The organism is Micromonospora sp. NPDC048830 (assembly GCF_043198215.1).
Taxonomy (GTDB): domain Bacteria; phylum Actinomycetota; class Actinomycetes; order Mycobacteriales; family Micromonosporaceae; genus Micromonospora.
The window spans coordinates 15,710-36,827 of the sequence record NZ_JBICUP010000026.1 but is presented as its reverse complement, the minus strand read 5'-3'; the positions used below and the strand labels follow the sequence as shown (position 1 = coordinate 36,827).

At 75.4% G+C, this 21,118-nt stretch carries 18 protein-coding genes; 6 read left to right on the top strand and 12 right to left on the bottom strand.

Going from position 1 to position 21,118, the window contains the following annotated elements:
• From ACGFIZ_RS21640 to mtrA, 3 genes are all read right to left on the bottom strand, one after another.
• Nucleotides 1-1,806 (bottom strand): LpqB family beta-propeller domain-containing protein, encoded by a 1,806-nt coding sequence (locus tag ACGFIZ_RS21640; protein ID WP_393421812.1) that lies wholly within the window; start codon nucleotides 1,804-1,806, stop codon nucleotides 1-3.
• The gene (gene mtrB / locus ACGFIZ_RS21635) at nucleotides 1,803-3,449 is read right to left on the bottom strand and encodes an MtrAB system histidine kinase MtrB (protein ID WP_393421919.1); all 1,647 of its coding nucleotides are present in this window, start codon (nucleotides 3,447-3,449) and stop codon (nucleotides 1,803-1,805) included. The genes ACGFIZ_RS21640 and mtrB overlap by 4 nt, the downstream gene beginning before the upstream one ends.
• Before the next feature lie 123 nt (nucleotides 3,450-3,572).
• Complete coding sequence (gene mtrA / locus ACGFIZ_RS21630) at nucleotides 3,573-4,262, bottom strand: MtrAB system response regulator MtrA (RefSeq protein ID WP_393421810.1); 690 nt, start codon at nucleotides 4,260-4,262, stop codon at nucleotides 3,573-3,575.
• 336 nt (nucleotides 4,263-4,598) lie between these two features.
• On the opposite strand from mtrA, the gene ACGFIZ_RS21625 reads away from it, so the two are divergent.
• The 5 genes from ACGFIZ_RS21625 to ACGFIZ_RS21605 are packed head-to-tail and all read left to right on the top strand — an operon-like array spanning nucleotide 4,599 to nucleotide 10,030.
• Nucleotides 4,599-5,450, top strand: a complete 852-nt coding sequence (locus ACGFIZ_RS21625; RefSeq protein WP_393421808.1) for a hypothetical protein — start codon at nucleotides 4,599-4,601, stop codon at nucleotides 5,448-5,450.
• Complete coding sequence (locus tag ACGFIZ_RS21620; protein ID WP_393421806.1) at nucleotides 5,447-6,178, top strand: DUF4129 domain-containing protein; 732 nt, start codon at nucleotides 5,447-5,449, stop codon at nucleotides 6,176-6,178. The genes ACGFIZ_RS21625 and ACGFIZ_RS21620 overlap by 4 nt, the downstream gene beginning before the upstream one ends.
• 29 nt (nucleotides 6,179-6,207) lie before the next feature.
• The gene (locus ACGFIZ_RS21615; protein ID WP_393421804.1) at nucleotides 6,208-7,734 is read left to right on the top strand and encodes a DUF4350 domain-containing protein; all 1,527 of its coding nucleotides are present in this window, start codon (nucleotides 6,208-6,210) and stop codon (nucleotides 7,732-7,734) included.
• The gene (locus ACGFIZ_RS21610) at nucleotides 7,731-8,723 is read left to right on the top strand and encodes an AAA family ATPase (RefSeq protein WP_393421802.1); all 993 of its coding nucleotides are present in this window, start codon (nucleotides 7,731-7,733) and stop codon (nucleotides 8,721-8,723) included. The genes ACGFIZ_RS21615 and ACGFIZ_RS21610 overlap by 4 nt, the downstream gene beginning before the upstream one ends.
• The gene (locus ACGFIZ_RS21605; RefSeq protein WP_393421800.1) at nucleotides 8,720-10,030 is read left to right on the top strand and encodes a DUF58 domain-containing protein; all 1,311 of its coding nucleotides are present in this window, start codon (nucleotides 8,720-8,722) and stop codon (nucleotides 10,028-10,030) included. The genes ACGFIZ_RS21610 and ACGFIZ_RS21605 overlap by 4 nt, the downstream gene beginning before the upstream one ends.
• On the opposite strand, the gene ACGFIZ_RS21600 is transcribed toward ACGFIZ_RS21605, so the two are convergent.
• Nucleotides 10,008-11,000: a stage II sporulation protein M gene (locus ACGFIZ_RS21600; protein ID WP_393421798.1), complete on the bottom strand. Its 993-nt coding sequence runs from the start codon at nucleotides 10,998-11,000 to the stop codon at nucleotides 10,008-10,010. The two genes, ACGFIZ_RS21605 and ACGFIZ_RS21600, sit on opposite strands and share 23 nt — an antisense overlap.
• A 41-nt stretch (nucleotides 11,001-11,041) precedes the next feature.
• On the opposite strand from ACGFIZ_RS21600, the gene ACGFIZ_RS21595 reads away from it, so the two are divergent.
• The gene (locus ACGFIZ_RS21595; RefSeq protein ID WP_393421796.1) at nucleotides 11,042-11,986 is read left to right on the top strand and encodes an RDD family protein; all 945 of its coding nucleotides are present in this window, start codon (nucleotides 11,042-11,044) and stop codon (nucleotides 11,984-11,986) included.
• Nucleotides 11,987-12,101: 115 nt separating this feature from the next.
• Here ACGFIZ_RS21595 and efeB read toward each other — a convergent pair whose 3' ends face one another.
• The 8 genes from efeB to ACGFIZ_RS21555 form a co-directional block, all read right to left on the bottom strand.
• Entirely contained in the window at nucleotides 12,102-13,379 is a 1,278-nt protein-coding gene (gene efeB, locus ACGFIZ_RS21590) for an iron uptake transporter deferrochelatase/peroxidase subunit (RefSeq protein ID WP_393421794.1), read from the bottom strand.
• A gap of 41 nt (nucleotides 13,380-13,420) precedes the next feature.
• Nucleotides 13,421-14,557, bottom strand: coding sequence for an iron uptake system protein EfeO (gene efeO / locus ACGFIZ_RS21585; RefSeq protein WP_393421792.1), 1,137 nt, complete (start codon nucleotides 14,555-14,557; stop codon nucleotides 13,421-13,423).
• 21 nt (nucleotides 14,558-14,578) lie between these two features.
• Complete coding sequence (efeU, locus tag ACGFIZ_RS21580) at nucleotides 14,579-15,463, bottom strand: iron uptake transporter permease EfeU (protein ID WP_393421790.1); 885 nt, start codon at nucleotides 15,461-15,463, stop codon at nucleotides 14,579-14,581.
• A 167-nt stretch (nucleotides 15,464-15,630) separates the two neighbouring features.
• Entirely contained in the window at nucleotides 15,631-17,157 is a 1,527-nt protein-coding gene (gene ahcY, locus ACGFIZ_RS21575; RefSeq protein ID WP_393421788.1) for an adenosylhomocysteinase, read from the bottom strand.
• Between the two features lie 392 nt (nucleotides 17,158-17,549).
• Nucleotides 17,550-18,713 (bottom strand): mannose-6-phosphate isomerase, class I, encoded by a 1,164-nt coding sequence (gene manA, locus ACGFIZ_RS21570; RefSeq protein WP_393421786.1) that lies wholly within the window; start codon nucleotides 18,711-18,713, stop codon nucleotides 17,550-17,552.
• 1 nt (nucleotide 18,714) lies between these two features.
• Nucleotides 18,715-19,722 (bottom strand): cation diffusion facilitator family transporter, encoded by a 1,008-nt coding sequence (locus ACGFIZ_RS21565; protein WP_393421784.1) that lies wholly within the window; start codon nucleotides 19,720-19,722, stop codon nucleotides 18,715-18,717.
• The gene (locus ACGFIZ_RS21560) at nucleotides 19,719-20,915 is read right to left on the bottom strand and encodes an SIS domain-containing protein (RefSeq protein ID WP_393421782.1); all 1,197 of its coding nucleotides are present in this window, start codon (nucleotides 20,913-20,915) and stop codon (nucleotides 19,719-19,721) included. The genes ACGFIZ_RS21565 and ACGFIZ_RS21560 overlap by 4 nt, the downstream gene beginning before the upstream one ends.
• Nucleotides 20,912-21,097 carry a Trm112 family protein gene (locus ACGFIZ_RS21555; protein ID WP_145775329.1) on the bottom strand — a complete coding sequence of 62 codons (186 nt, stop codon included), beginning with the start codon at nucleotides 21,095-21,097 and terminating at the stop codon, nucleotides 20,912-20,914. The genes ACGFIZ_RS21560 and ACGFIZ_RS21555 overlap by 4 nt, the downstream gene beginning before the upstream one ends.
• Between the last annotated feature and the right edge of the window lie 21 nt (nucleotides 21,098-21,118).

The window sequence follows — 21,118 nt, the reverse complement described above, 5'->3', positions numbered from 1 at the left end:
TCAGTAGAGGAAGAAGGGCGCCGTCGGGTTGCCGGCCTGGACCCCGGCCGGCGGCGGGGCCACGTTGAGCACCTCGTCCCGCTCGATCGTGTCGTACGGATTGTTCCGGTACGCCACGCCGTTCGCCTCGTACATCAGGTTGCCGCCGGAGAAGGGCGCCACCGTGTTGAGCGGGTACGCCGACAGGTGGGTGACGCGGGCGCCGATGTCCTTCTTCAGGGGCGTCTGCCGCGCGCCGTCCACGCTGATCTCGTACACCGCCGGCCGGCCCGCCGCGCCGGCCAGGTACAGCACGTTCTCCCCGCCCCAGTCGACGGCGGACAGGTCGGTCAGTGACGTGACCAGGCGGCGGGCCGGGCCCACGGAGACCACCCCGCCGTCCAGGTTCACCGCCGCGACGTACAGGGCACCGCCGACGATCACCGCGATCCGGTGCCCGTCCAGCGAGGCCGCCACCGCGGAAACCGTCCCCTCCACCGTGAGCGGCACGGCGCGGAGCTGGGCGTTCGCGTCGAACCGGTAGAGCCGGCCGTCGGCGACCACCAGCCCCTGCGGCCGCTGCGGGTCGGCCGAGCGCAGCCAGACCGGGCGGCCCATCGAGGCGTACGTGTCGACGCTGTGCGGGGCCTGCGCCTGGCCGCCGACCACCAGCCGACGCCGCTGGTCGACGCTGGCGGTGACCAGGGCGGCGAGCACGCCGTCCGGCGACCGGCTGAACCCGGCCGAGACGATGCCCTTGTTCGCCGCCGCCGCGATGGGCGGCTCGATGTACGCCACGCCGCTCGGCTCGCCAGCGAGGGCAAGCCGGTGCACCGCCCCCTCGTAGAGGCAGAACCGCTGCGGGTCCTTCACCGGGTACGCCGGATGCGACAGCCGGTACGCCCGGAGGTCGGGAACGGTCCGCCGGGGCTGGTTACGGATCTTCAGCTCCAGCCCGGCGTCCAGCGGCGGCAGGGACCAGACCAGCTGCTGCACGAGCTGTTCCACCCGCCGGTCGTCGGCGTCGGGCATGTCGAGGTTGACCTCCCACTGGCCGTCCGTCTCGGTCGCATTGTTGATCAACCGGGTGCCGTCGGGCAGTCGGCTCGTCCCCGGCAGCAGCCACTCGGACGGCCCGGCAGTCAGCCACCGCACCACCTCGGTGACCAGCCGCTCGTCGGACAGGGTGGAGGGCAGGTAGCGCTGGTCGGGCACGAGGCGGGTGCGGCTGGTGTTCCAGAAGTAGACGAGGCGGGTCTTGTAGTACCGCGCGAGCGCCTCGTCGCTGAGCAGCAGCGCGTTGGGCGGCGGGTCGGTGACGTAGTAGCTGGACTCCGGCCGCTCCTCCTGCGCGAGGCGCAGCCGGAACTGGTACTGGGTCTCGGTGGCCACCGGCGGCACGAGGGTGCCGTCGGCGCGCAGCAGCCCGATCTGCTGCACCCGGAGGGTGACGGTGGTGCCGTCGGTGGAGTCGGTGATGACCGGCGTCTCCAGCAGCCGCACCACGTTCAGGGCCACCTCGCTGGCCTGCTTGTCCTGGATCCGGTCGCGCCTCTCCGGGGCGACGAACTGCTTGACCCGGTAGTACGCCTTGTCCGGCTCGCCCGCCGCGGCGGAGAGGAAGTTCTTGACGAAGGCCGCCCGGTCGTCCCCGCTCGCCAACCGGCTCGGCGGCTCGTCCGGGCGGTAGCTCGACGAGCCCGGCCGGGCGGCGTTGACCTGCCCGCCGACCCTGACCTCGGACTCCTCGGGAATGCCGCAGCCGACCAGCCCGGCGAGCAGCAGCGCCGCGCCGAGCGCGCCGGCCAGCCCACGGCCCCGCCTCACGATCCCACCTCCGCGCGGTCGCCGGCGCCGGGCGCGGGCCCGACGGCGAGGGCGCCCCCGGGGCCGGGGCCGATGGCCAGCAGGCCGCCGGCGCGGGGGCCGCCGAACGGCAGGATGGCGTCGGCGGGAACCAGCCGCAGCGGGGACGTGGTCAGCCGGTCGCCGGCGCGGGCCGGCAGGGTGAGCCGGAACTGGGCGCCCTGCCGGGGCGCGCCCCACGCCTCCAGCCAGCCGCCGTGCAGCCGGGCGTCCTCCAGGCTGATGGACAGGCCGAGGCCCGTGCCGCCGGTCTGCCGTGCCCGCGACGGGTCGGCCCGCCAGAACCGGTTGAAGACCAGCTTCTCCTCGCCCGGCTTGAGCCCCACCCCGTGGTCCCGGACGGTGATCGCGACGGCCGTCTCGTCCTGCCCGAGGGCGATCCGCACGGGCTTGCCCTCGCCGTGCTCGACGGCGTTGCCGACCAGGTTGCGCAGCACCCGCTCGACGCGGCGCGGGTCCACCTCGGCGATCACCGGAGCGTCCGGCAGGGCCAGCTCGATGGGCACCCCGATCCGCTCGGCGAGCCCGGCCAGCCGGTCGACGACCCGGTGCACCACCGGCACCAGGTCCGTCGGCTCGGCGTCCAGCACGGCGAACCCGGCGTCGAAACGGCTGATCTCCAGCAGGTCGGTGAGCAGTTCCTCGAACCGGTCCAGCTCGGCCTGCAGCAGCTCGGCGCTGCGCGCCACGGCCGGGTCGAACTCGTCCCGCTCGGCGAAGATCAGATCGGCGGCCATCCGGACCGTGGTCAGCGGGGTGCGCAGCTCGTGCGAGACGTCGGAGGTGAACCGGCGCTGCAGCCGGGACATCTCCTCCAGCCGGAGGATCTGCCGTTGCAGGTTCGTCGCCATCTGGTTGAACGAGGCGGCCAGCAGGGCCAGGTCGTCCTCGCCGCTGACCACCATCCGCTGGTCGAGCAGGCCGGCGGAGAGCCGCTGGGCCGTCCGGGCGGCCACCCGCACCGGGCTCACCACCAGCCGGGTGACCAGGGCGGCGAGCAGGCCGAGCAGGAGCACGAGGGCGACCCCGGTGGCCACCACCGTGGCCCGGGCGTCGCGGGCGGTGGCGTCCTGCCGGGTCAGCGGGACGAGGTAGTAGAGCTCCACTCCCCCGTCGAACTGGGTCGGCACCGGCGAGCCGTACACCAGGTACTTCGTCTTCGGCTGGCCCGCCAGCCCGCCGGTGCGGATCTGGCTGGCGATGTTGCCGGCGGCGACCGAGGCCCGCAGTTCCCGGCTGATCAGCGGCCCGACCTGGACGTCCGGGGAGAAGCGCGGCTTGATGATGCCCGACTTGTCGGCGATGATCCCCACCACCACGCCGCTGGTCTGCTGCGGGTCACCGCCGGCCAGGTAGTTGACCGTGCCGTCGATGGTCTCCTGGAGCTGGGCCTCCTGCGCTTGGCTGTAGAGGCTGAGCTGCTTGGCGGCGTAGTCGCTGCCGCTGCTCAGCCGCAGCCGCACGTCGGTCTCGGCGTTCCCCAGCAGGATGCTGCTGATCTTGTCGGCGATCAGGTACGCGAACCCGCCGACCAGCAGGCTTGAGGTGACCAGCGTGATGGTCACCACCCGCAACTGCAACGAGCGGCGCCAGGTCGCGCGCATGCCGGCGGCCAGGCCGGCCACCCGGCCCGCCAGCGCACGCCACAGCTCCCGCACGGCGGGCGGCCGGCGGGTGACCGGGGACGGGGGGCTGGAGGCCGGGGAGGTGGTCACGGTGTGACCAGGCTATCCGGTCCCCGCCTTGTAGCCCACGCCCCGCACTGTGAGGATGACTTCCGGTCGCTCCGGATCGGGCTCGATCTTGGCCCGCAGCCGCTGCACGTGCACGTTCACCAGCCGGGTGTCGGCCGCGTGCCGGTAGCCCCAGACCTGCTCCAGCAGCACCTCGCGGGTGAAGACCTGACGCGGCTTGCGGGCGAGGGCGACCAGCAGGTCGAACTCCAGCGGCGTCAGCTTCACCTCCTCGCCGTTGCGGCTCACGGTGTGCGCCGGCACGTCGATCGTGATCTGGTTGCCGGGCGGCCCGATGGTGAGCATCTCCGGGGCCCCGTCCTCGCCGCGGCGCAGCCGGGCGCGCATCCGGGCCACCAGCTCCTTGGGCTTGAACGGCTTCACCACGTAGTCGTCCGCGCCCGACTCCAGCCCGAGGACCACGTCGACCGTGTCGCTCTTCGCGGTCAGCATGACGATCGGCACGCCGGACTCGGCCCGGATCGCCCGCGCCACGTCGATGCCGCTCATCCCGGGCAGCATCAGGTCCAGCAGGACGATGTCGGGCCGGTTCTCGCGGAACGCGGCCAGGGCGCGTTCCCCATCGGCGACGAACGAGGGCAGGAAACCCTCGCTGCGCAGGACGATGCCGAGCATCTCGGCGAGGGCGGGGTCGTCGTCGACCACCAGTACCCGGGCTCTCATGGGATTAATATTTCCATCCCCGTTCGATTCGGTGGGATCGGCGTCACCCGGGACGGGCCGGGGTCCGGTCGGCCGGGCTGGGCCTCACCCGGTGACGGTAGTGCCGGATGACCCTCCACCGTACGTCCACCGCGCGCCGCGACGCGACCCGTGCCGGGCCGTGGTGCACACGGGGGTGGCGGACTGGCCGCGGTTCCGCGGCCGGAAGCCGCCGGGCCCGCCGCCGCCGACCGCCGGCCGGTGTGCGGGTCCACCGCCGCGCACCGGCCGTGTCACCATGATCGGTGCGGGTGCCGCGAGCCGGCGGCCACCGCCAGCCGTCCTCCAGGAGTACGCGTGCCAGACGTCGGCCCGACAGCCGTGCTCCCGAGCCGTCCGCTCACGGTCGGGGAGGTGCTCGACTCCGCCGTCCTGCTGCTGCGGCAGCACGCCCGGGTGTTGATCCCGGCCGGCGTCGTCCTGGCCGCGGCCGAGCAGCTGCTGCTGTATCCGCTACGGATCGCCGCCGGGGCCCGGCCGCCCGGGTTCGCGTTCCGGCTCGAGCAACTCGCCCCGTACTGGCTGCTGCTGGCCGTGGGCGCGGCGACCGAGGCGATGATCGTCCTGCTGCTCGGCAACCCGGCCGCCCGGGCCGCCGGGGCCGCCCTGCTCGGGCGTGCCGCCCGCCCCGGCGAGCTGCTCCGGCCCGCCGGGGCCCGGTACGGGGCGACCGTCGCGCTCGCCCTGCTGGCCGGCGCGGCGATGGTGGTCCTTGCCCTGCTCGGGCCGGGCTGGCTGGTCGGCTGGGCGCTGCTGGGCTCGGTCGCCTCGGCACTGGTCGTCGACCGGGTCACCGCGCCCCGGGCGCCGCTGCGCGCGGCCGCGCTCGCGCTGCGCGCCGGTTGCCGGGCCGCCGCCGTCCGGCTGCTCGGATACCTGGCCTGGTGGATCGTCCGGGTCGGGCTGGCGCTCGGCGGCTTCTACGGGCTACGCGCCCTGGGCGTGCTCGACCTGTCCGACCCGGCCTGGGCCGCGCCGGTCGCCGGCATCCTCTGGGGCGCCGTGAACGCCGTCGCCTACCCGGCGCTGGCCTGCCTCGACGCGGTGCTGCACCTGGAGGGTCGAATGCGGACGGAGGGGCTGGACATCCGGCTCTCCCGGGCTCCGGCGGGCCGCACCGAGCCGGCGCTGCTGGCGGCCGACCGGTGAGCGCCAGCCGGTGGTGGACCGAGGCGGTCGCGGCGCTCGGCGACCTCGTGCCGCTGCCGCTGGCCACGCTGCTCCTGCTGCTGGCGGCGGGGCTGGTCGCGCTCGGCTGGTACCACTTCCCGGCCTGGGTGCCCCGCCGCCTGCCCCGGCTGCCCCGCCTGCGTCGGCCGCGCCTGGCCCGGCTCCGGCTCCCCCGCCCTCGGTGGCCCCGGCGACGTCGGCGAGGCGGGCCGGCCCCCGCCGGGCCGGAATCCACCCCGACCGATCCCGCCCCGCCGGCCGATGCGGGCCCCCTCGCCGACCGGCTGGCGGCGCAGGGCCGCTACGCCGAGGCGATCCGGGAGCGGCTGCGGGGCATGATCGGCGAGCTGGTGGCCGAGCGGGTGGTGGAGCAGCGCCCGGGGATGACGGTCGCGGAGCTGACCGCCGCGGCCACGGCCGGCCGGCCCCCGGTCGGCCCGCCGCTCACCGCCGCCGCCGAGATCTTCTCCGAGATCTGGTACGCCCACCGCCCCGCCTCGCCCGCCCACGACGCTCGCATGCGGGAACTCGCCGAGGCCCTCCACCACGCCCTGACCCTGCCCCCCACCCTGCCCCCCACCCCCACTCCTCCGCCCCCGCCCCCGCCCGACCGGGACGCCCCTCCGCGTGATCATGGAGTTGCCGGTCCGGCGCTCGGCGTGTCACACGGTCAACTCCATGATCACCAGGGCGGTGCGCGGTGGTGAGCGCGGTGAGGGGTGCGACGGGGGGTGCGGTGGCGAGCACGGCGGGGGGTGCCGGGGGAGGGCGCGCCGCCGGGTTGGTCCGGCCGGGGCGGCGGGGGTGGCGGGTCGCCGTTCCGTTCGGGGTGGCCGCGCTGCTGGTCACGGTCACCCTGGTCGCCCACGCCGCGGACCAGCCCGACCCGGCCGAACCGGGCTTCCTCTCCCCGGTCGCCACGGACGCCGGCGGGGGCAGCCGGCTCGCCGAGGCGCTACGCGCCCGGGGCGTCACCGTGCGGCGGGAGACCGACACCCTCCAGGCGCTGCTGGCCACGGAGCCGGGCCCGGCGACCCTGTTCGTGCCCGCGCCCGAGCTGCTGCACCCGGACACCGTCGGCGCGCTGGGCGACCTGCCCGACGGGACCCGGCTGGTGCTGGTCGACCCGCCCCGGCGGGTGCTGGAGGCCGCCGGCCTGCCGCTGGTCCCCACCGGCCGGCGATGGGCCGCCCGGGCGGCCGGCCCCGACGCCGACGGGCGACCCTGCCCGCTGCCCGAGGCGGCCCGCGCGGGCGTCGCCGCGGCCGAGCGCCAGCGGTACGCCGTGGCGCCCGACCAGCCCGCGGGGCGCGTCGACCGCTGCTACTCGGGTGGGCTGGTCCGCGTCCCCTCGTCCGCCGAGACGGTGGTGGTCGGCGCCAGCGACCCGTTCCGCAACGACCGGATCGACGAGCACGGAAACCGGGAGCTGGCCGCCGGGGTGCTCGGCGGGTCCGGCCGGGTCGTCTGGCTCGACCTGGACGGCCCCGCCCCGGCGCCCAGCTTCGGCGACGGCGACTCCGGCGGGCCGGCCTGGTCCCCCGCCCCCGGCGGCTCCACGGGCTGGGGCGACGGGACCGCCGACGAGGGGGTGGGCGGCCCGGCCGGCGGCGACGAGGGGGTGGGCGGCCCGGGGAACGCCGACACCGGCGAGCGGGGCCCGGGGAGGTCCGCCGACGACGACGGTCCCCCGCCGAACCCGCTCTGGGCCGCGTTCCCCGCCTGGTTCTGGGCGCTGCTGGCCCAGCTCGCCCTCGCGGCGCTGCTGCTGGTGCTCTGGCGGGCCCGCCGGCTCGGCCCGCCCGTGTCGGAGCCGCTGCCGGTGACCGTCCGCTCCGCGGAGACGGTGCTCGGCCGGGCCCGGCTCTACCAGCGGGCCCGCGCCCGGGGCCCGGCCGCCCGTACCCTGCGGTCCGCCGCCCTGGCCCGGCTGCTGCCCCGGCTGAACCTGCCGGCGGAAACGCCGACCACCGAGGTCGCCGGCGCGGTCGCCGCCCGCGCCGGCGGCACCGTCGCGCAGGCCCACGACCTGCTGTACGGCGGGGAGCCGACCAGCGACCGGGAGCTGCTCGACCTGGCCCGGTCGCTGGACCGGCTGACCCGTACCGTCGTCGAGCGGAGCGGCCCCGGGCACGTCCCCGTCGGCGACCCGGCGGGCCCCGGCGCCGGACCGGCCGACCCGCCGGACCCCGGGCCACGGCCCGACCACCCGACCGTCGCCCCCCGACCCCGTACCGCCCCGCCGAAGGAGGAGCCCCGGTGACCCGACCCGCCGGAACCGCCGAGTCCCCGACCACCGGCCCGGACGACGCCCGCGCCGCCCTGCACCGGTTGCGGGCCGAGGTGGCCCGGGCGGTCGTCGGCCAGGACGCGGTGGTCACCGGCCTGGTGATCGCCCTGCTCTGCCGGGGCCACGTGCTGCTGGAGGGCGTGCCGGGGGTGGCCAAGACGCTGCTGGTCCGGACGGTCGCCGCCGCCCTCGACCTGACCAGCAAGCGGGTGCAGTTCACCCCGGACCTGATGCCCGGCGACGTCACCGGGTCGCTGATCTTCGACCCGCGTACCGCCGCGTTCACCTTCCGCGAGGGCCCGGTCTTCACCAACCTGCTGCTCGCCGACGAGATCAACCGGACGCCGCCGAAGACCCAGTCGGCGCTGCTGGAGGTGATGGAGGAACGGCAGGTGTCGGTGGAGGGAGAGCGGCGTGGGCTGCCCGACCCGTTCATCGTCGCCGCCACCCAGAACCCGGTCGAGTACGAGGGCACGTATCCGCTGCCGGAGGCTCAGCTCGACCGGTTCCTGCTCAAGCTGACCGTGCCGCTGCCCACCCGGGACGAGGAGCTGGGCGTGCTGCGGGCGCACCACGCCGGTTTCGACCCGCGCGACCTGGCCGCAGCGGGCGTATGGCCGGTGGCCGGCCCCGCCGACCTGGCCGCGGCCCGGGCGGCGATGGGTCGGGTGTACGTGGCCGACGCGGTCCTCGGCTACATCGTGGACCTGTGCCGGGCCACCCGGGCCGCGCCGGCGCTGGAGCTGGGGGCGTCGCCCCGGGGCGCCACCGCCCTGCTCGGCACGGCGAAGGCGTGGGCCTGGCTGGCCGGCCGCGACCACGTCGTCCCGGACGACGTGAAGGCCGTGGCCCGCCCGACCCTGCGGCACCGGCTGCGGCTGCGCCCGGAGGTGGAGCTGGAGGGGGTCGCGGTGGACACGGTGCTGGACGCGGTGCTGACCACCGTGCCGACGCCCCGATGACCTGGCGGGCGGGCGCGCTGCTGGCGGCGGGCGCGGCGACCCTGCCGCTGTGGCCGGCGCCGTTCGTCGCGATGGTGGTGATGACCGTCGCCGTGCTCGCCCTGGCCGCGGTCGACCGGGCGCTCGCCGCGCCGCCCGGCGAACTGGCCGTCGACCGGCACGGGGACCGGCGGGTCCGGCTCGGCGGCACCGCCACCGTCACCCTGCGCCTGACCAACGCCTCCGCCCGTACGCTCCGCGCCCAGGTCCGGGACGACTGGGTGCCGTCGGCCGGGGCGCGGCCGGACCTGCCGCCGGGGCGCCTCGTCCGCGTCGAGCCGGGCGGCACGGTCGAGCTGCCCACCCGGCTCACCCCGCTGCGGCGCGGCGACCGGCCGGCGGCGGTCGTGACGGTCCGCTCGTTCGGTCCGCTGCGGCTGGCGTTCCGGCAGCGCTCCGGGCGTCCCGCCACCCCGCCGTGGACGCTGCGCGTACTGCCCCGGTTCGACTCGCGCCGGCACCTGCCCGAGCGGCTGGCCCGACTGCGGGTGATCCAGGGCAGCCAGGTGGCCCGGGGCAGGGGCGAGGGCACCGAGTTCGACACGCTGCGCGAGTACCTGGTCGGCGACGACGTCCGGTCGATCGACTGGCGGGCCAGCGCGCGCCGCGCGGACGTGCTGGTGCGCACCTGGCGCCCGGAGCGGGACCGGCGGCTGGTCTGCGTCCTGGACACGGGGCGCACCTCGGCGGTACGCATGGGCGACGAGCCGCGGCTGGACACCTGCATCGACGCCGCGCTGCTGCTCACCGCGCTGGCGGCCCGCGCGGGCGACCGGGTGGACCTGATCGCCGCCGACGCCGTGGTCCGGGCGACGGTCACCGGCGCCGGCCGCCCGGCGCTGCTGGCCCGGCTGGTCGACGCGGTGGCGCCGCTGCAGCCGGCGCTGGGGGAGACCGACTTCGGGCTGATCGCCGGCGAGGTGCTGCGCCGGGAGCGGCGGCGCAGCCTGCTGGTGCTGTTCACCGCGCTGGAGCCAGGGGCGCTCGGCGAGGGCCTGCTGCCGGTGCTGCCCCGGCTGGCGGCCCGGCACCGGGTGGTCGTCGCCGCGACCCACGACCCGGTCCTCACGACGCTCACCACGGCGGCGCCGACCCGCCCGGGCGACCCGTACGCGGCGGCGGTCGCCTGGCGGGCCCTGGCCGAACGCGGACGCGTCCGCGCCGCCCTGGGCCGCCACGGCGTCACGGTGGTCGACGCCACCGCCGACGGGCTCGCCCCCGCCGTCGCCGACGCCTACCTCCGCCTCAAGGCCCTGGGTCAGCTCTGACCCGGCCGGCACGGCGGGACCAGCGGGGCACTTGGGCCGCGGCGCGGCGGCCGAACACGACGACGTACGCCAGGAAGGCGAGCCAGACCGCGGCGCCGGCGGCGATCCGGGCCGCCAGGGGCACCGGGGCGGGGGTGACGAACGCCTCCAGGACGGCGGAGACCGCGAACACGCCGACCAGGCCGAGGGCGGCCAGGATGGCCGAGCGCCCGGCCTCGGCCACCGCCTGCCCCCGGCTGAGCCGGGGCGGCGGGGCGATCCACGCCCACGCGGTACGCAGCCCGACCCCGGCCGCCACGAAGACCCCGGTCAGCTCCAGCAGGCCGTGCGGGGTGATCAGGCCGAAGAACACGTCGGCACGGCCGTAGGAGACCATCACCCCGCCGACCACGCCGACGTTGAGCGCGTTCTGCCAGAGCAGCCAGAACACCGGTACGACGAGCACGCCCGACGCGAGGCACTGCGCGGCGATCCAGGCGTTGTGCGTCCACAGGTGGAAGGCGAACGTCGGCGCGGAGAACTCCGTGTAGTAGCCCGCGAAGCCCGAGCGCACCAGCTCGGCGGCGGCCTCCTCGCCGATGAACGCGGCGGCGGTGTCCGGGTGGCCGGCGACGTACCAGATGAGGAAGCCGCTGAGCAGACTGAACCCGGTCGCCACGGCGCACCACCACGGCCAGGCGCGGTAGACCGCGCCGGGGAAGCCGACGAGCAGGAACCGCCCGACAGCCGCCCAGGACGGCCGGGGCCGGCCGGTGATCCGGCCCCGGGCCCGCAGCACGAGTTGGGAGAGTCGGGCGACCAGCACCGGCTCGGGCGCGCGGCTGCGCAGCACCGACAGGTGGGTGGCCGCCCGCTGGTAGAGCGCCACCAACTCGTCCACCTCGGCGGCGGAGAGCCTGCGCCGGCCGGACAGTTCCTCCAGCCGCCGCCACTCGCCGCGATGCTCGGCGACGTACGCGTCGAGATCCACACGTCCTCCCCCGTCCGGCGACCATAGTGTTCACTGTGCGGGTGAGCGCGCAACCACCGGCACCGGCGGCCCCCGGCGCGTCCGGGGCCGACGCCGGCCTGATCAGCGGCGAGGCCGTGGAGCTCGACGTACGGGCCGCCCGGATCGGCTCCCGGGTGCTGGCACTGCTGCTCGACCTCGTGCCGCAGGCCGCCCTCGCCGTGGTCCTGGCGCTCTGTCTGGCGGCGCTGGCGAACGTGCTTCCCGCCGAGGTCGCCGACGCGGCGTTGGGCAGCGCGTTCCAGACCGTCGGGGTGATCTGCGTGCTGGTCGGCTACCCGGTGCTGTGGGAGCGGTTCGCCGACGGCCGGACACCGGGCAAGCGGGCCGTCGGGCTGCGGGTGGTCCGGGCCGACGGGGGGCCGGTGGGGCTGCGGCAGTCGCTGATCCGGGCCCTGGTCGGGGTGGCCGTGGAGTGGCCCGGCCTGGTGCTGCCTCTGCTGAGCTGGGCGGCGAGCGTGACCGTGATGGTGACCGACCGGCGCGGCCGGCGGCTCGGCGACCTGGTCGCCGGCACGATGGTGGTGCACGTCCGCCCGGCCGCCGAGTGGCGGCCCGCGCCGCTGCTGGCGCCGGCGCTGGCCGGCTGGGCGTACGCGCTGGACCTCACCCGGCTCGACGACGGCCTCGCGCTGGCCGTGCGGCAGTACGTGACGCGGGCGCACCGGTTCGCCGAACCGGCCCGGTCCCGGCTGGCCCACACGCTGTGGGCCGAGGTGGCCGCCGTGACGGCCCCGCCGCCCCCGCCCGGCGTACCGGAGATGGTCTGCCTGGCCACGGTGCTGGCCGAACGGCATCGCCGGGCGACCCACCGGCTGCACCGGGCCCGGACGCTCACCGCGGCGCTCTGGCCCGAACTGGGGCCGACGCCGCCGGACGGCGCACCGGTCCGGTCCGCCGGCACGACGCTGCGCCCCGCCGTCCCGTCCGCCCGCCCCGGGGACTGACGCGCCCGCCCCACCGCCACCCCGCCCGGCCGGGACGGCACGCGGCCGGCCGGGACGGCACGCGGCCGGCCAGCACCGCACGCGCCGGGTCAGGACGGCACGCGGGGCCGCCGGGTCACGCGAACAGCGCCCGCCCCCAGTGGTCGCCGCCGTCGCGCACGCCCGGCGGGCAGGCGAACAGGCCACTGGAGACGTGCCGCAGGTACTCGTTCATCGCGTCCTGCCGGGACAGCCGGGTCTGGATCGGCACGAACTGCCGGCGCGGGTCGCGCTGGTAGGCGATGAAGAAGAGCCCGGCGTCGAGCCGGCCCAGCCCGTCCGAGCCGTCGACGAAGTTGTAGCCGCGGCGCAGCAGGCGCGCGCCGTCGTTCTGCGCGGGGTGGGCGAGCCGGACGTGCGCGGCCTGGGCGATCACCGGCTGGCCGTCGTCGCCCTTGGCCGCGAAGTCGGGCTCGTCGAACTCGCCGGCCCCGCCCAGCGGCGCGCCGGTGCCCTTGGTCCGCCCGACGATCTGCTCCTGCTCCGCCAGCGGGCTGCGGTCCCAGGTCTCGATCAGCATCCGGATCTTCCGGGTGACCAGGTACGACCCGCCGGTCATCCAGTCCGGCCCGTCCCCCGGCTGGACCCAGAGCTGGTCGCGCAGCAGCCCCGCGTCCTCGGCCTTCAGGTTGGCGGTGCCGTCCTTGAAACCGAACAGGTTGCGCGGGGTCGCCTGGTCGCGGGAGGTCGACGACGTACGCCCGAAGCCGAGCTGCGACCAGCGCACGCTCACCACGCCCATCCCGATCCGGGCCAGGTTGCGGATGGCGTGGACGGCCACCTGCGGGTCGTTCGCGCACGCCTGGACGCAGAGGTCGCCGCCGGAGATCTCCGGCCGCAGCGCGTCCCCGGCGAAGTGCGGCAGGTCGGCCAGGGCGGGCGGGCGCCGGTCGGCGATGCCGAACCGGTCCCTGCCCTGCGCGTCGCGGAACAGCGTCGGGCCGAAGCCGACGGTGAGGGTGAGCTGCGACGGGGGCAGCCCGAGCGCCTCGCCGGTGTCGTCCGGCGGGGCCTCCGGCACGCCGCCTACCGCGCCGAGCACACCGGCGTCCTTCCCGGCGGTCACCCGGGCGGCGGCGGCCGTCCACTCCTGGAGCAGGTCGACGAGGCGCGCGCGGTCCTTCGTGACCACGTCGAACGCGACGAAGTGCAGCCGGTCCTGGGCCGGGGTGGTGATGCCCGACTGGTGCTCGCCGTGGAACGGCACCGCGCCGGCCGCCGCGCCCGGGTCGGCCGAGGCGTGGTCCGCCGGGCCCCGCAGCAGCGCGCCCGCGCCGGCGGCGACGCCCGCCGCCCCGGCGACGCCGGCCCCGGCGAGCGTGATCGCCCGCCGTCGGGACATGTTCCCGGTCATGCCGTTTCCCCTCGCTCCGTGGAATCCCGTCGGGCCGGTCGTCACCGGGCGACGACGGCGGCCACCTTGCTGATCGGCTCGGCCAGCGCGTTGATGCTGTCCGACAGTTCCCTCAGCTCCGCCTTGCTCAGCGCGGTGTGCAGCTTCCACCCGTCGCCGTCGCGGTGCCGGCCGAGCGTGGTCTCCACGTTGGCGAACTCGCGGTCGAGCGTGCCGACCAGCTCGGGCGCGCGCTGCTCCAGCGCCGGGCGGAGCGCGGCGATCGCGGCCTTCGAGCCCTCCAGGTTGGCGTTGAAGTCCCAGAGGTCGGTGTGCGAGTACCGCTCCTCCTCGCCGGTGATCTTTCCGCTGGCGACCTCGTCGAGCAGCGCCTTGGCGCCGTTGGCAAGCTGCAGCGGGGTGAGCTTCTCCGCGTTCGCCTTCGCCACGATGGCCTTGACGTCGGTGAGCAGCTGGTCGGCGATCGGGCCGTCCTTGCTGACGTCGCCGGTCGTCCAGAGGTCCTTCTCGATCCGGTGGAAGCCGGTGAACTCCATGCCCTCCTCGACGACCTCCTCCCGACCGTCGATCTTCGGGTCGAGGTCGCCGAAGCTCTCCGCGACCGGCTCGATCCGCTCCCAGTAGGTGCGGGCCACCGGGTACAGCGCCTTGGCCTTGGCCACGTCGCCGGCCTTGACCGCGGCCACGAACTCCTCGGTCCTGGTCAGCAGCGCGGCGGTCTGGCTGTTGACGTACCGCTGGTAGCTCGCCGTCGCGTCGGCGAGCGCGGCGTCGGGGGCGATGGTCGCGGCGGTGCCGCTGACCTTCAGCGCGCCCCGGATGCCCTTGCCGCTCATCCCGGGCTTGCAGGCCGTCTCGTACGTCCCGGCGGGCAGCTCGACCCGCAGCTCGCGGCTGAGCCCGGGAGCGATGTTCTCCACCTCGCCCAGCACCCGGTCGCCCGCGGCGTACACGTAGAACTCGGTGACCTTGGCGCCGGAGTTGGTCACCTTGAACGTGGTCTGGCCGGCGTCCAGCTCGGTGCGGCCGACCTCGCAGGCGGTGTCGGTCGCCTTGACGGTGATCACGCCGTCGTCGGCCGCCCCGGCGTCGGAGTCCTTCCCGCCGCCGCAGGCGGCGAGGCCGGTGGTGGCCAGCACGCCGGCGGCGGCGAGCACCACGAAGCGGGTGGTACGCATCAGGTGTTTCTCCTCGTCGGATCAGGCGCGCGACGCGGGCAACGGCCCGCCGCCGGTGGACTGGTTGGCGGCGGGGCCGCCGACCGGGGTGGGCCGGGCCGGCGACGCGGGCCGGCGCAGGAAGAGCAGCAGCACCGGCACGGCGTACGCGACCCAGGCGACCGTCTCCAGCAGGCTCGGCGCGGGGGTGATGTTGAACATCCCGGCGAGCAGGGCGGCGTGCCAGGTGCTCGGGTCGAGGACCGCGGTGATGTCGAACGCCAGGTCGTGCAGGCCGGGCAGGACGTCGGCCTCCTGGAAGTCGTGCACGCCGTACTTGAGGATGCCGGCGGCGACCAGGATCAGCAGCGCGCCGGTCCAGGTGAAGAACGCCGACAGGTTGATCTTCAGGGCGCTGAAGTACAGGCCCACGCCGATCGCCACCGCGGTGGCGATGCCGCCGGCCAGGGCCAGCAGCGGGCCGCTGTCCGCGGCGGCGCCCTGCGCCGCGGAGTAGAAGATCAGGGCCGTCTCCAGGCCCTCGCGGACCACCGAGAGGAAGGCCATGCCGGCCACCGCGAGGGAGCCGACGGCCAGCGCCTCGGTCAGTCTGCCGCGCAGCTCGCCGGCGATCGTCCGGGCGGCCCGGCGCATCCAGAAGATCATCCAGGTGACGAAGACGACCGCCGCGACGGAGGTGACCGCCTCGAACAGCTCCCGGTCGCCGCTGTCGGCCAGCAGCGAGGTCGAGGTGTACTCGATCAGCCAGCCGAACAGCACGGAGAGCGCCACGGCGGCGCCGACCCCGACCCAGACCTGGGGCAGCCGGTTCCGGCGCTGCGACTTCACGAGGAAGGCGACCAGGATGCTCACCACGAGGGTGGCCTCCAGCCCTTCCCGCAGGCCGATCAGGTACGTGGCGAACATCAGGACTCCGTGATCAGTTAGGCATGCCTTCGTTCAAGTTAGGGCAGCCATACCTTCCCCCTCATCCGGCGTCCCGTCAAGTCGTTCCCGGCAATCTCACCCGAGCATCCGGTCCCCGCGCACGCGGAGGGGCCCGGGTCGGTCGACCCGGGCCCCTTCGGGGTGACTCAGTAGCGGTAGTGCTCCGGCTTGAACGGGCCCTCCTGCGGGATGCCCAGGTAGGCGGCCTGCTCCTTGGTCAGCGTGCTCAGCTTCGCGCCGAGCGCGTCGAGGTGCAGCCGGGCGACCTTCTCGTCCAGGTGCTTCGGCAGCACGTAGACGCCGACCGGGTACTCGTCGGTCTTGGTGAACAGCTCGATCTGGGCGATCGTCTGATTGGCGAACGAGTTCGACATCACGAAGCTCGGGTGGCCGGTGGCGTTGCCCAGGTTCAGCAGGCGACCCTCCGACAGCACGATGATGGTGTGGCCGTCGTCGAACTTCCAGAGGTCCACCTGCGGCTTGATGTTCTCCCGGGTGACGTCGGACCGCTTGGCCAGGCCGGCCATGTCGATCTCGTTGTCGAAGTGGCCGATGTTGCCGACGATGGCCTGGTGCTTCATCCGGGCCATGTGCTCGTTGGTGATGACGTCGAAGCAGCCCGTGGCGGTGATGAAGATGTCGGCCTGCTCGACCACGTCGTCCAGCGTGGAGACCTGGTAGCCGTCCATCGCCGCCTGCAGGGCGCAGATCGGGTCGACCTCGGTCACCACGACCCGGGCGCCCTGGCCGCGCAGCGACTCGGCGCAGCCCTTGCCCACGTCGCCGTAGCCGAGCACGACCGCCATCTTGCCGCCGATGAGCACGTCGGTGGCCCGGTTGATGCCGTCGATCAGGGAGTGGCGGCAGCCGTACTTGTTGTCGAACTTGCTCTTGGTCACCGAGTCGTTGACGTTGATGGCCGGGAAGAGCAGGGTGCCGGCGCGGTGCATCTCGTAGAGCCGGTGCACGCCGGTGGTGGTCTCCTCGGTCACGCCCTTGATGCCGCCGGCGATCCGGGTCCAGCGCTGACCGTCCTCGGCGAGCGAACGGTGCAGCAGCTCGAGGATGACCGCGTACTCCTCCGAGTCGGCGGACTCCACCGGCGGGACGACACCGGCCTTCTCGAACTCGGATCCCTTGTGGACGAGCAGCGTGGCGTCGCCGCCGTCGTCGAGGATCATGTTGGGGCCACCGCCGGCCCCGCCGGCAGCGCCAGCGGAGTCGTCGGGCCACATCAGAGCCCTCTCGGTGCACCACCAGTACTCCTGGAGGGTTTCACCCTTCCAGGCGTAGACCGGGACGCCGGCCGGGGCCTCCGGGGTGCCGTCGGGGCCGACGACGACCGCGGCGGCGGCGTGGTCCTGGGTGGAGAAGATGTTGCAGGACGCCCAGCGGACCTGCGCGCCGAGCGCCACCAGGGTCTCGATCAGCACGGCGGTCTGGATCGTCATGTGCAGCGAGCCCGTGATCCGGGCGCCCCGCAGGGGCTGCGCCTCGGCGAACTCGCGGCGGATCGCCATCAGGCCCGGCATCTCGTGCTCGGCGAGCCGGATCTCCTTGCGCCCGAACTCGGCGAGAGACAGATCCGCCACCTTGTAGTCGCCCTCGGCGAGGGTGCTCGGCCGTGCCTCGGACGACTTGCCGCTGGTGGCCGCCGGGAGGGTGCTGGTCATGGAAGCTCCTGTCGGACGAAGTGCTGCGCGACCTTCCACATTACGCGCGGGGGCGGACAGCGCACGGGGCGGTCGGCGGTGAACGGACTCTCCGTCCACCGGCCGGCCGCCCCGCGCATCCCCCCGGTTTGGTTCCCCGCGCGCTCTCGGACCTTCGTCGCGATAACGCTGCGCACCCATAGAGTCACACTCCGCCAACACCACGTCAAGCTATTCCGGGAATTCCCGACTTGCATCGGGCGCGGACGGCCGCCGGCTCCCCGCGCCCGGTGGTGTACGGGCGCGCGCCGGCACCCGCCGGGGCACCCGAACGGGCGGTCGATCGGCCGACCCGTCCGGGCCCGCCATCCGAGCGGACCCGCCGACGGGTAGCCGTCAGGTCAGGGCGGCCGTCAGGTCAGGGCGACCGTCGCCACGTACGCCTCGCCCGCGCCCGCGAGAAGGAGCGGGCCGGCGTCGGCGGGGCCGATCGCGGCCTGCCCGGCGGCGAGGGTCAGCGGGCCCGTGCCGTCGTCCACCGAGAGCCGCCCGGAGCCGCAGAGCACCACGCGCGGCCCCGGCACCGCCAGCCGGACCGGCGTGCCCGGGTCCGCCACCCGCACCCCGTACAGGGCGAAGTCATCGACCGGCGCCGGCCAGCGGACCACTCCCGGCGCCACGGGCAGCGGCGCAACCACCGGGTCGTCGAGCACCTCGAAGCGCAGCACCCGCAGCAACTCGTCGACGTCCACCCGCTTCGGGGTCAGCCCGCCGCGCAGCACGTTGTCGCTCGCGGCCATGATCTCCACGCCGGTGCCGCGCAGGTAGGCGTGCAGGTTGCCGGCCGGCATCCAGATCGCCTCCCCGGGCGCGAGCCGGACGTGGTTGAGCAGCAGCGCCACCAGCACCCCCGGGTCGGCCGGGTAGCGGGCGGCGAGATCCCGGGCCAGTGCCGCGTCCGGGCCGTCGACATCGGCCGCCATCACGGCCGACACCAGGCCCGCCCGCTCCGCCGCGGGCCAGCTCAGCAGCAGCCGTACGGCCTCGCGCAGCCCCGCCGGGCCGCCGCGCAACGCCCCCACCACGGGCTCCAGCGCCGGTACGCCGAACGCGGCGAGCACGTCGGCCGACTCCAACGGATCGCGGAACCCGCACAGGGCGTCGAACGGCGACAGCGCGACCAGCAGTTCCGGCTTGTGGTGCGGGTCGGCGTAGTTGCGCCGCCCCTCGGGCCGGGCGACGTCGGCGGCGTACCCCGCGCGGGCCTGCTCGGCGTCCGGGTGGGCCTGCAGGCTCAGCGGCGCGTCGGCGGCGAGCACCTTGAGCAGGAACGGCAGCCGCGGGCCGAACCGCTCGACGAGCCGCCCGCCGAGCCAGTGCCCCGGCTCGGCGGCCAGCAGGTCGACCAGGCTCACCGCCGCGCCGCCCCGGCGGACGGTGGCCGGGGCGCCCGGGTGGGCGCCCAGCCACAGCTCGGCCTCCGGGCCGGCGCTGGGCGTCGGGCGCCCCTGCAACTCGGCGATCGCCGTGCGTGAACCCCAGGCGTAGTCCCGGATCGGCCCGTACAGCAGCTCCATGTCAGCTCCCTGCCTGGCCGGCTGCGTCGCCCGGCGCGCCGCCCACGCCCTCCGGCTGGGTGTGCGCCGCGGCCCCCGTGCCGGCCTGCGCGGCGGCGGCCGACCAGATGTCCGGCTCCAGGTAGATCACCCGGGCGAGGGGCACGGCCGCGCGGATCCGCGCCTCCACCGCGTTGATCCCCCGGGCCAGCTCCTCCGCGGTCGCACACGGCGGCACCGCGACCTTCGCGGCCACCATCAGCTCCTCCGGGCCCAGGTAGAGCGTCTTCATGTGGATGATCCGCTCGACCTCCGGGCCGGCGGTGACCGCCTGCTCGATCGCGGCCACGTCCTTCGGCTCGGCGCCCTCGCCGAGCAGCAGGCTCTTGGTCTCGACCGCCAGGATGAACGCGATGGTCACCAGCAGGACGCCGATCATGCCGGTGCCCAGGGCGTCCCACTCGCCGTCGCCGGTGGCGAGGGTCATCCCGACGCCGAAGAGCGCGAACACCAGGCCGACCAGGGCGCCGAGGTCCTCCAGCAGCACCACCGGCAGCTCGGGCGCCTTCGCCCGGCGGACGAAGTGCGCCCAGGACTGGTTGCCCCGGATGTGGTTGGACTCCTTGATGGCGGTACGGAAGGAGAAGCTCTCCAGCACGATCGCCACCACCAGGACGGTGACCGGCACCCACTGCCAGCTGGTGATCGGCTCCGGGTGCGACCACTTGTGGTACGCCTCGTAGAGCGCGAACAGGCCGCCGACGCTGAACAGCACGATCGAGACGATGAACGCGTAGATGTAGCGCTCCCGCCCGTACCCGAAGGGGTGTTCCGGGGTGGCGGTCCGCTTCGCCCGGCGCCCGCCGAGCAGCAGCAGGCCCTGGTTGCCCGAGTCGGCCACCGAGTGGATCGACTCGGCCAGCATCGACGAGGAGCCCGTCAGCAGGAACGCGACGAACTTCGTGACCGCGATCCCGACGTTCGCCAGCAGGGCCGCGACGATCGCCTTGGTGCCGCCGTTGGCGCTCACTGGTTGGCCAGCTCCTTCATCTCGGTGATGGCCGGTACCGCCATCGGGTCCAGTCCGTGTGCGAGGGCGAGGTAGACGGCGGCGAAGTCCGGCACCGCCGTCAGCGAGGCGAGCCGCTCCAGCGCGGAGCCGCCCTCGGCGGTGACGACGTCGCAGCGCACCCCGCGCCGCTCGGCGAGCGTCTGCACGGCGTCGGCCCGGCGTTCCTCGACGGCCAGGGGCTCGTCGGCGTCGTCCTCGGGGTTGAGGCCGCCGTCGCGCAGCAGCACCACCCGCAGCCGGGTGGCGGCCTCCTCGGCCTCGCCCGGGTCGGCGAAGATGTCCCGCTCCCCCTCGGCGAGCCCGCCGAAGACCCCGTCGAGCAGGCCGACACGGCCCCGGCCGGCCTCGCCGAGCGCCCCGCTGACGACCGGGTAGCGGGCGTTGGCCGACAGGGTGTCGCCGAACCGGCGGGCCGCCACGGTGGCCAGCGGCGACGAGCCCCAGACGATCGGGATCGAGCCGGCCAGCCCGAGGGCCAGCGACTTCGCGGGGTTGACGAAGGACTCGGCGGTGGGGCGGCACCGGTCGGCGTCCGCGTCGAGCCGCGCCGCCGTCTCCGCGAGGTCCGCCTCGTTGACCTTCACGAGCCCGAGCGTACGGCCGGCGAGCAGGACCGGCACGGTGAGCGCCCAGAGGCTGGCCCGGGCCGGCGCGCGCCGGGGCACCGGGATGAACGGCGCCCGGGCCCGCTCGGCCACCGACTGCAACTGCGAGTCCGGCGCGCCGACGGCGACCAGCCGGGCGCCCCGCCGGTGGGCGGCCTCGGCGGCGCCGAGCGCCTCCGGGCTGCGACCCGACGCGCTGACCGCGATGACCACGTCGGCGGAGCCCACCCAGCCGGGCACGCCGGCGCTGCGGTGCGGGATGACCGGCACCGGGCAGCGCGGCCCGGCGACGGTGGCCAGCACGTCCCCGGTACGCCCGGCGGTGCCGATGCCGGCGATGACGACCGCCCGCGGCCGGCCCTCGTCGGCGAGCACGGACAGGTTGGCCTCGGCCGCCAGGGCCGCCGACTCCCGCACCTGCGCTCCCGCGGAGGCGGTGAACCGCAGCATGCCGCCCGGGTCGCGCTCGGCGAGGGCGTCCGCGTCGTCCAGCAGGGACTCGTCGGCGTACCGGTGCCCGCTGACCCCGGCCGTGCCCTCCATCACCGCTGCTGCGCGGGTCCGCCGCGCGCCTCGTCGAGCAGCAGCACCGGGACGTCGTCGCGCACCTCGAAGATCCGCCCGCACTCGGTGCAGGTCAGGGTCTGCGCCTGGGCGTCGTAGTCCAGCGGGGCGTGGTGTGTGTCCGGGCAGGCGAGAATCTCGAGCAACTGCGGGTCCAGGGCCACGGCGCGGCTCCTTCCACGGGT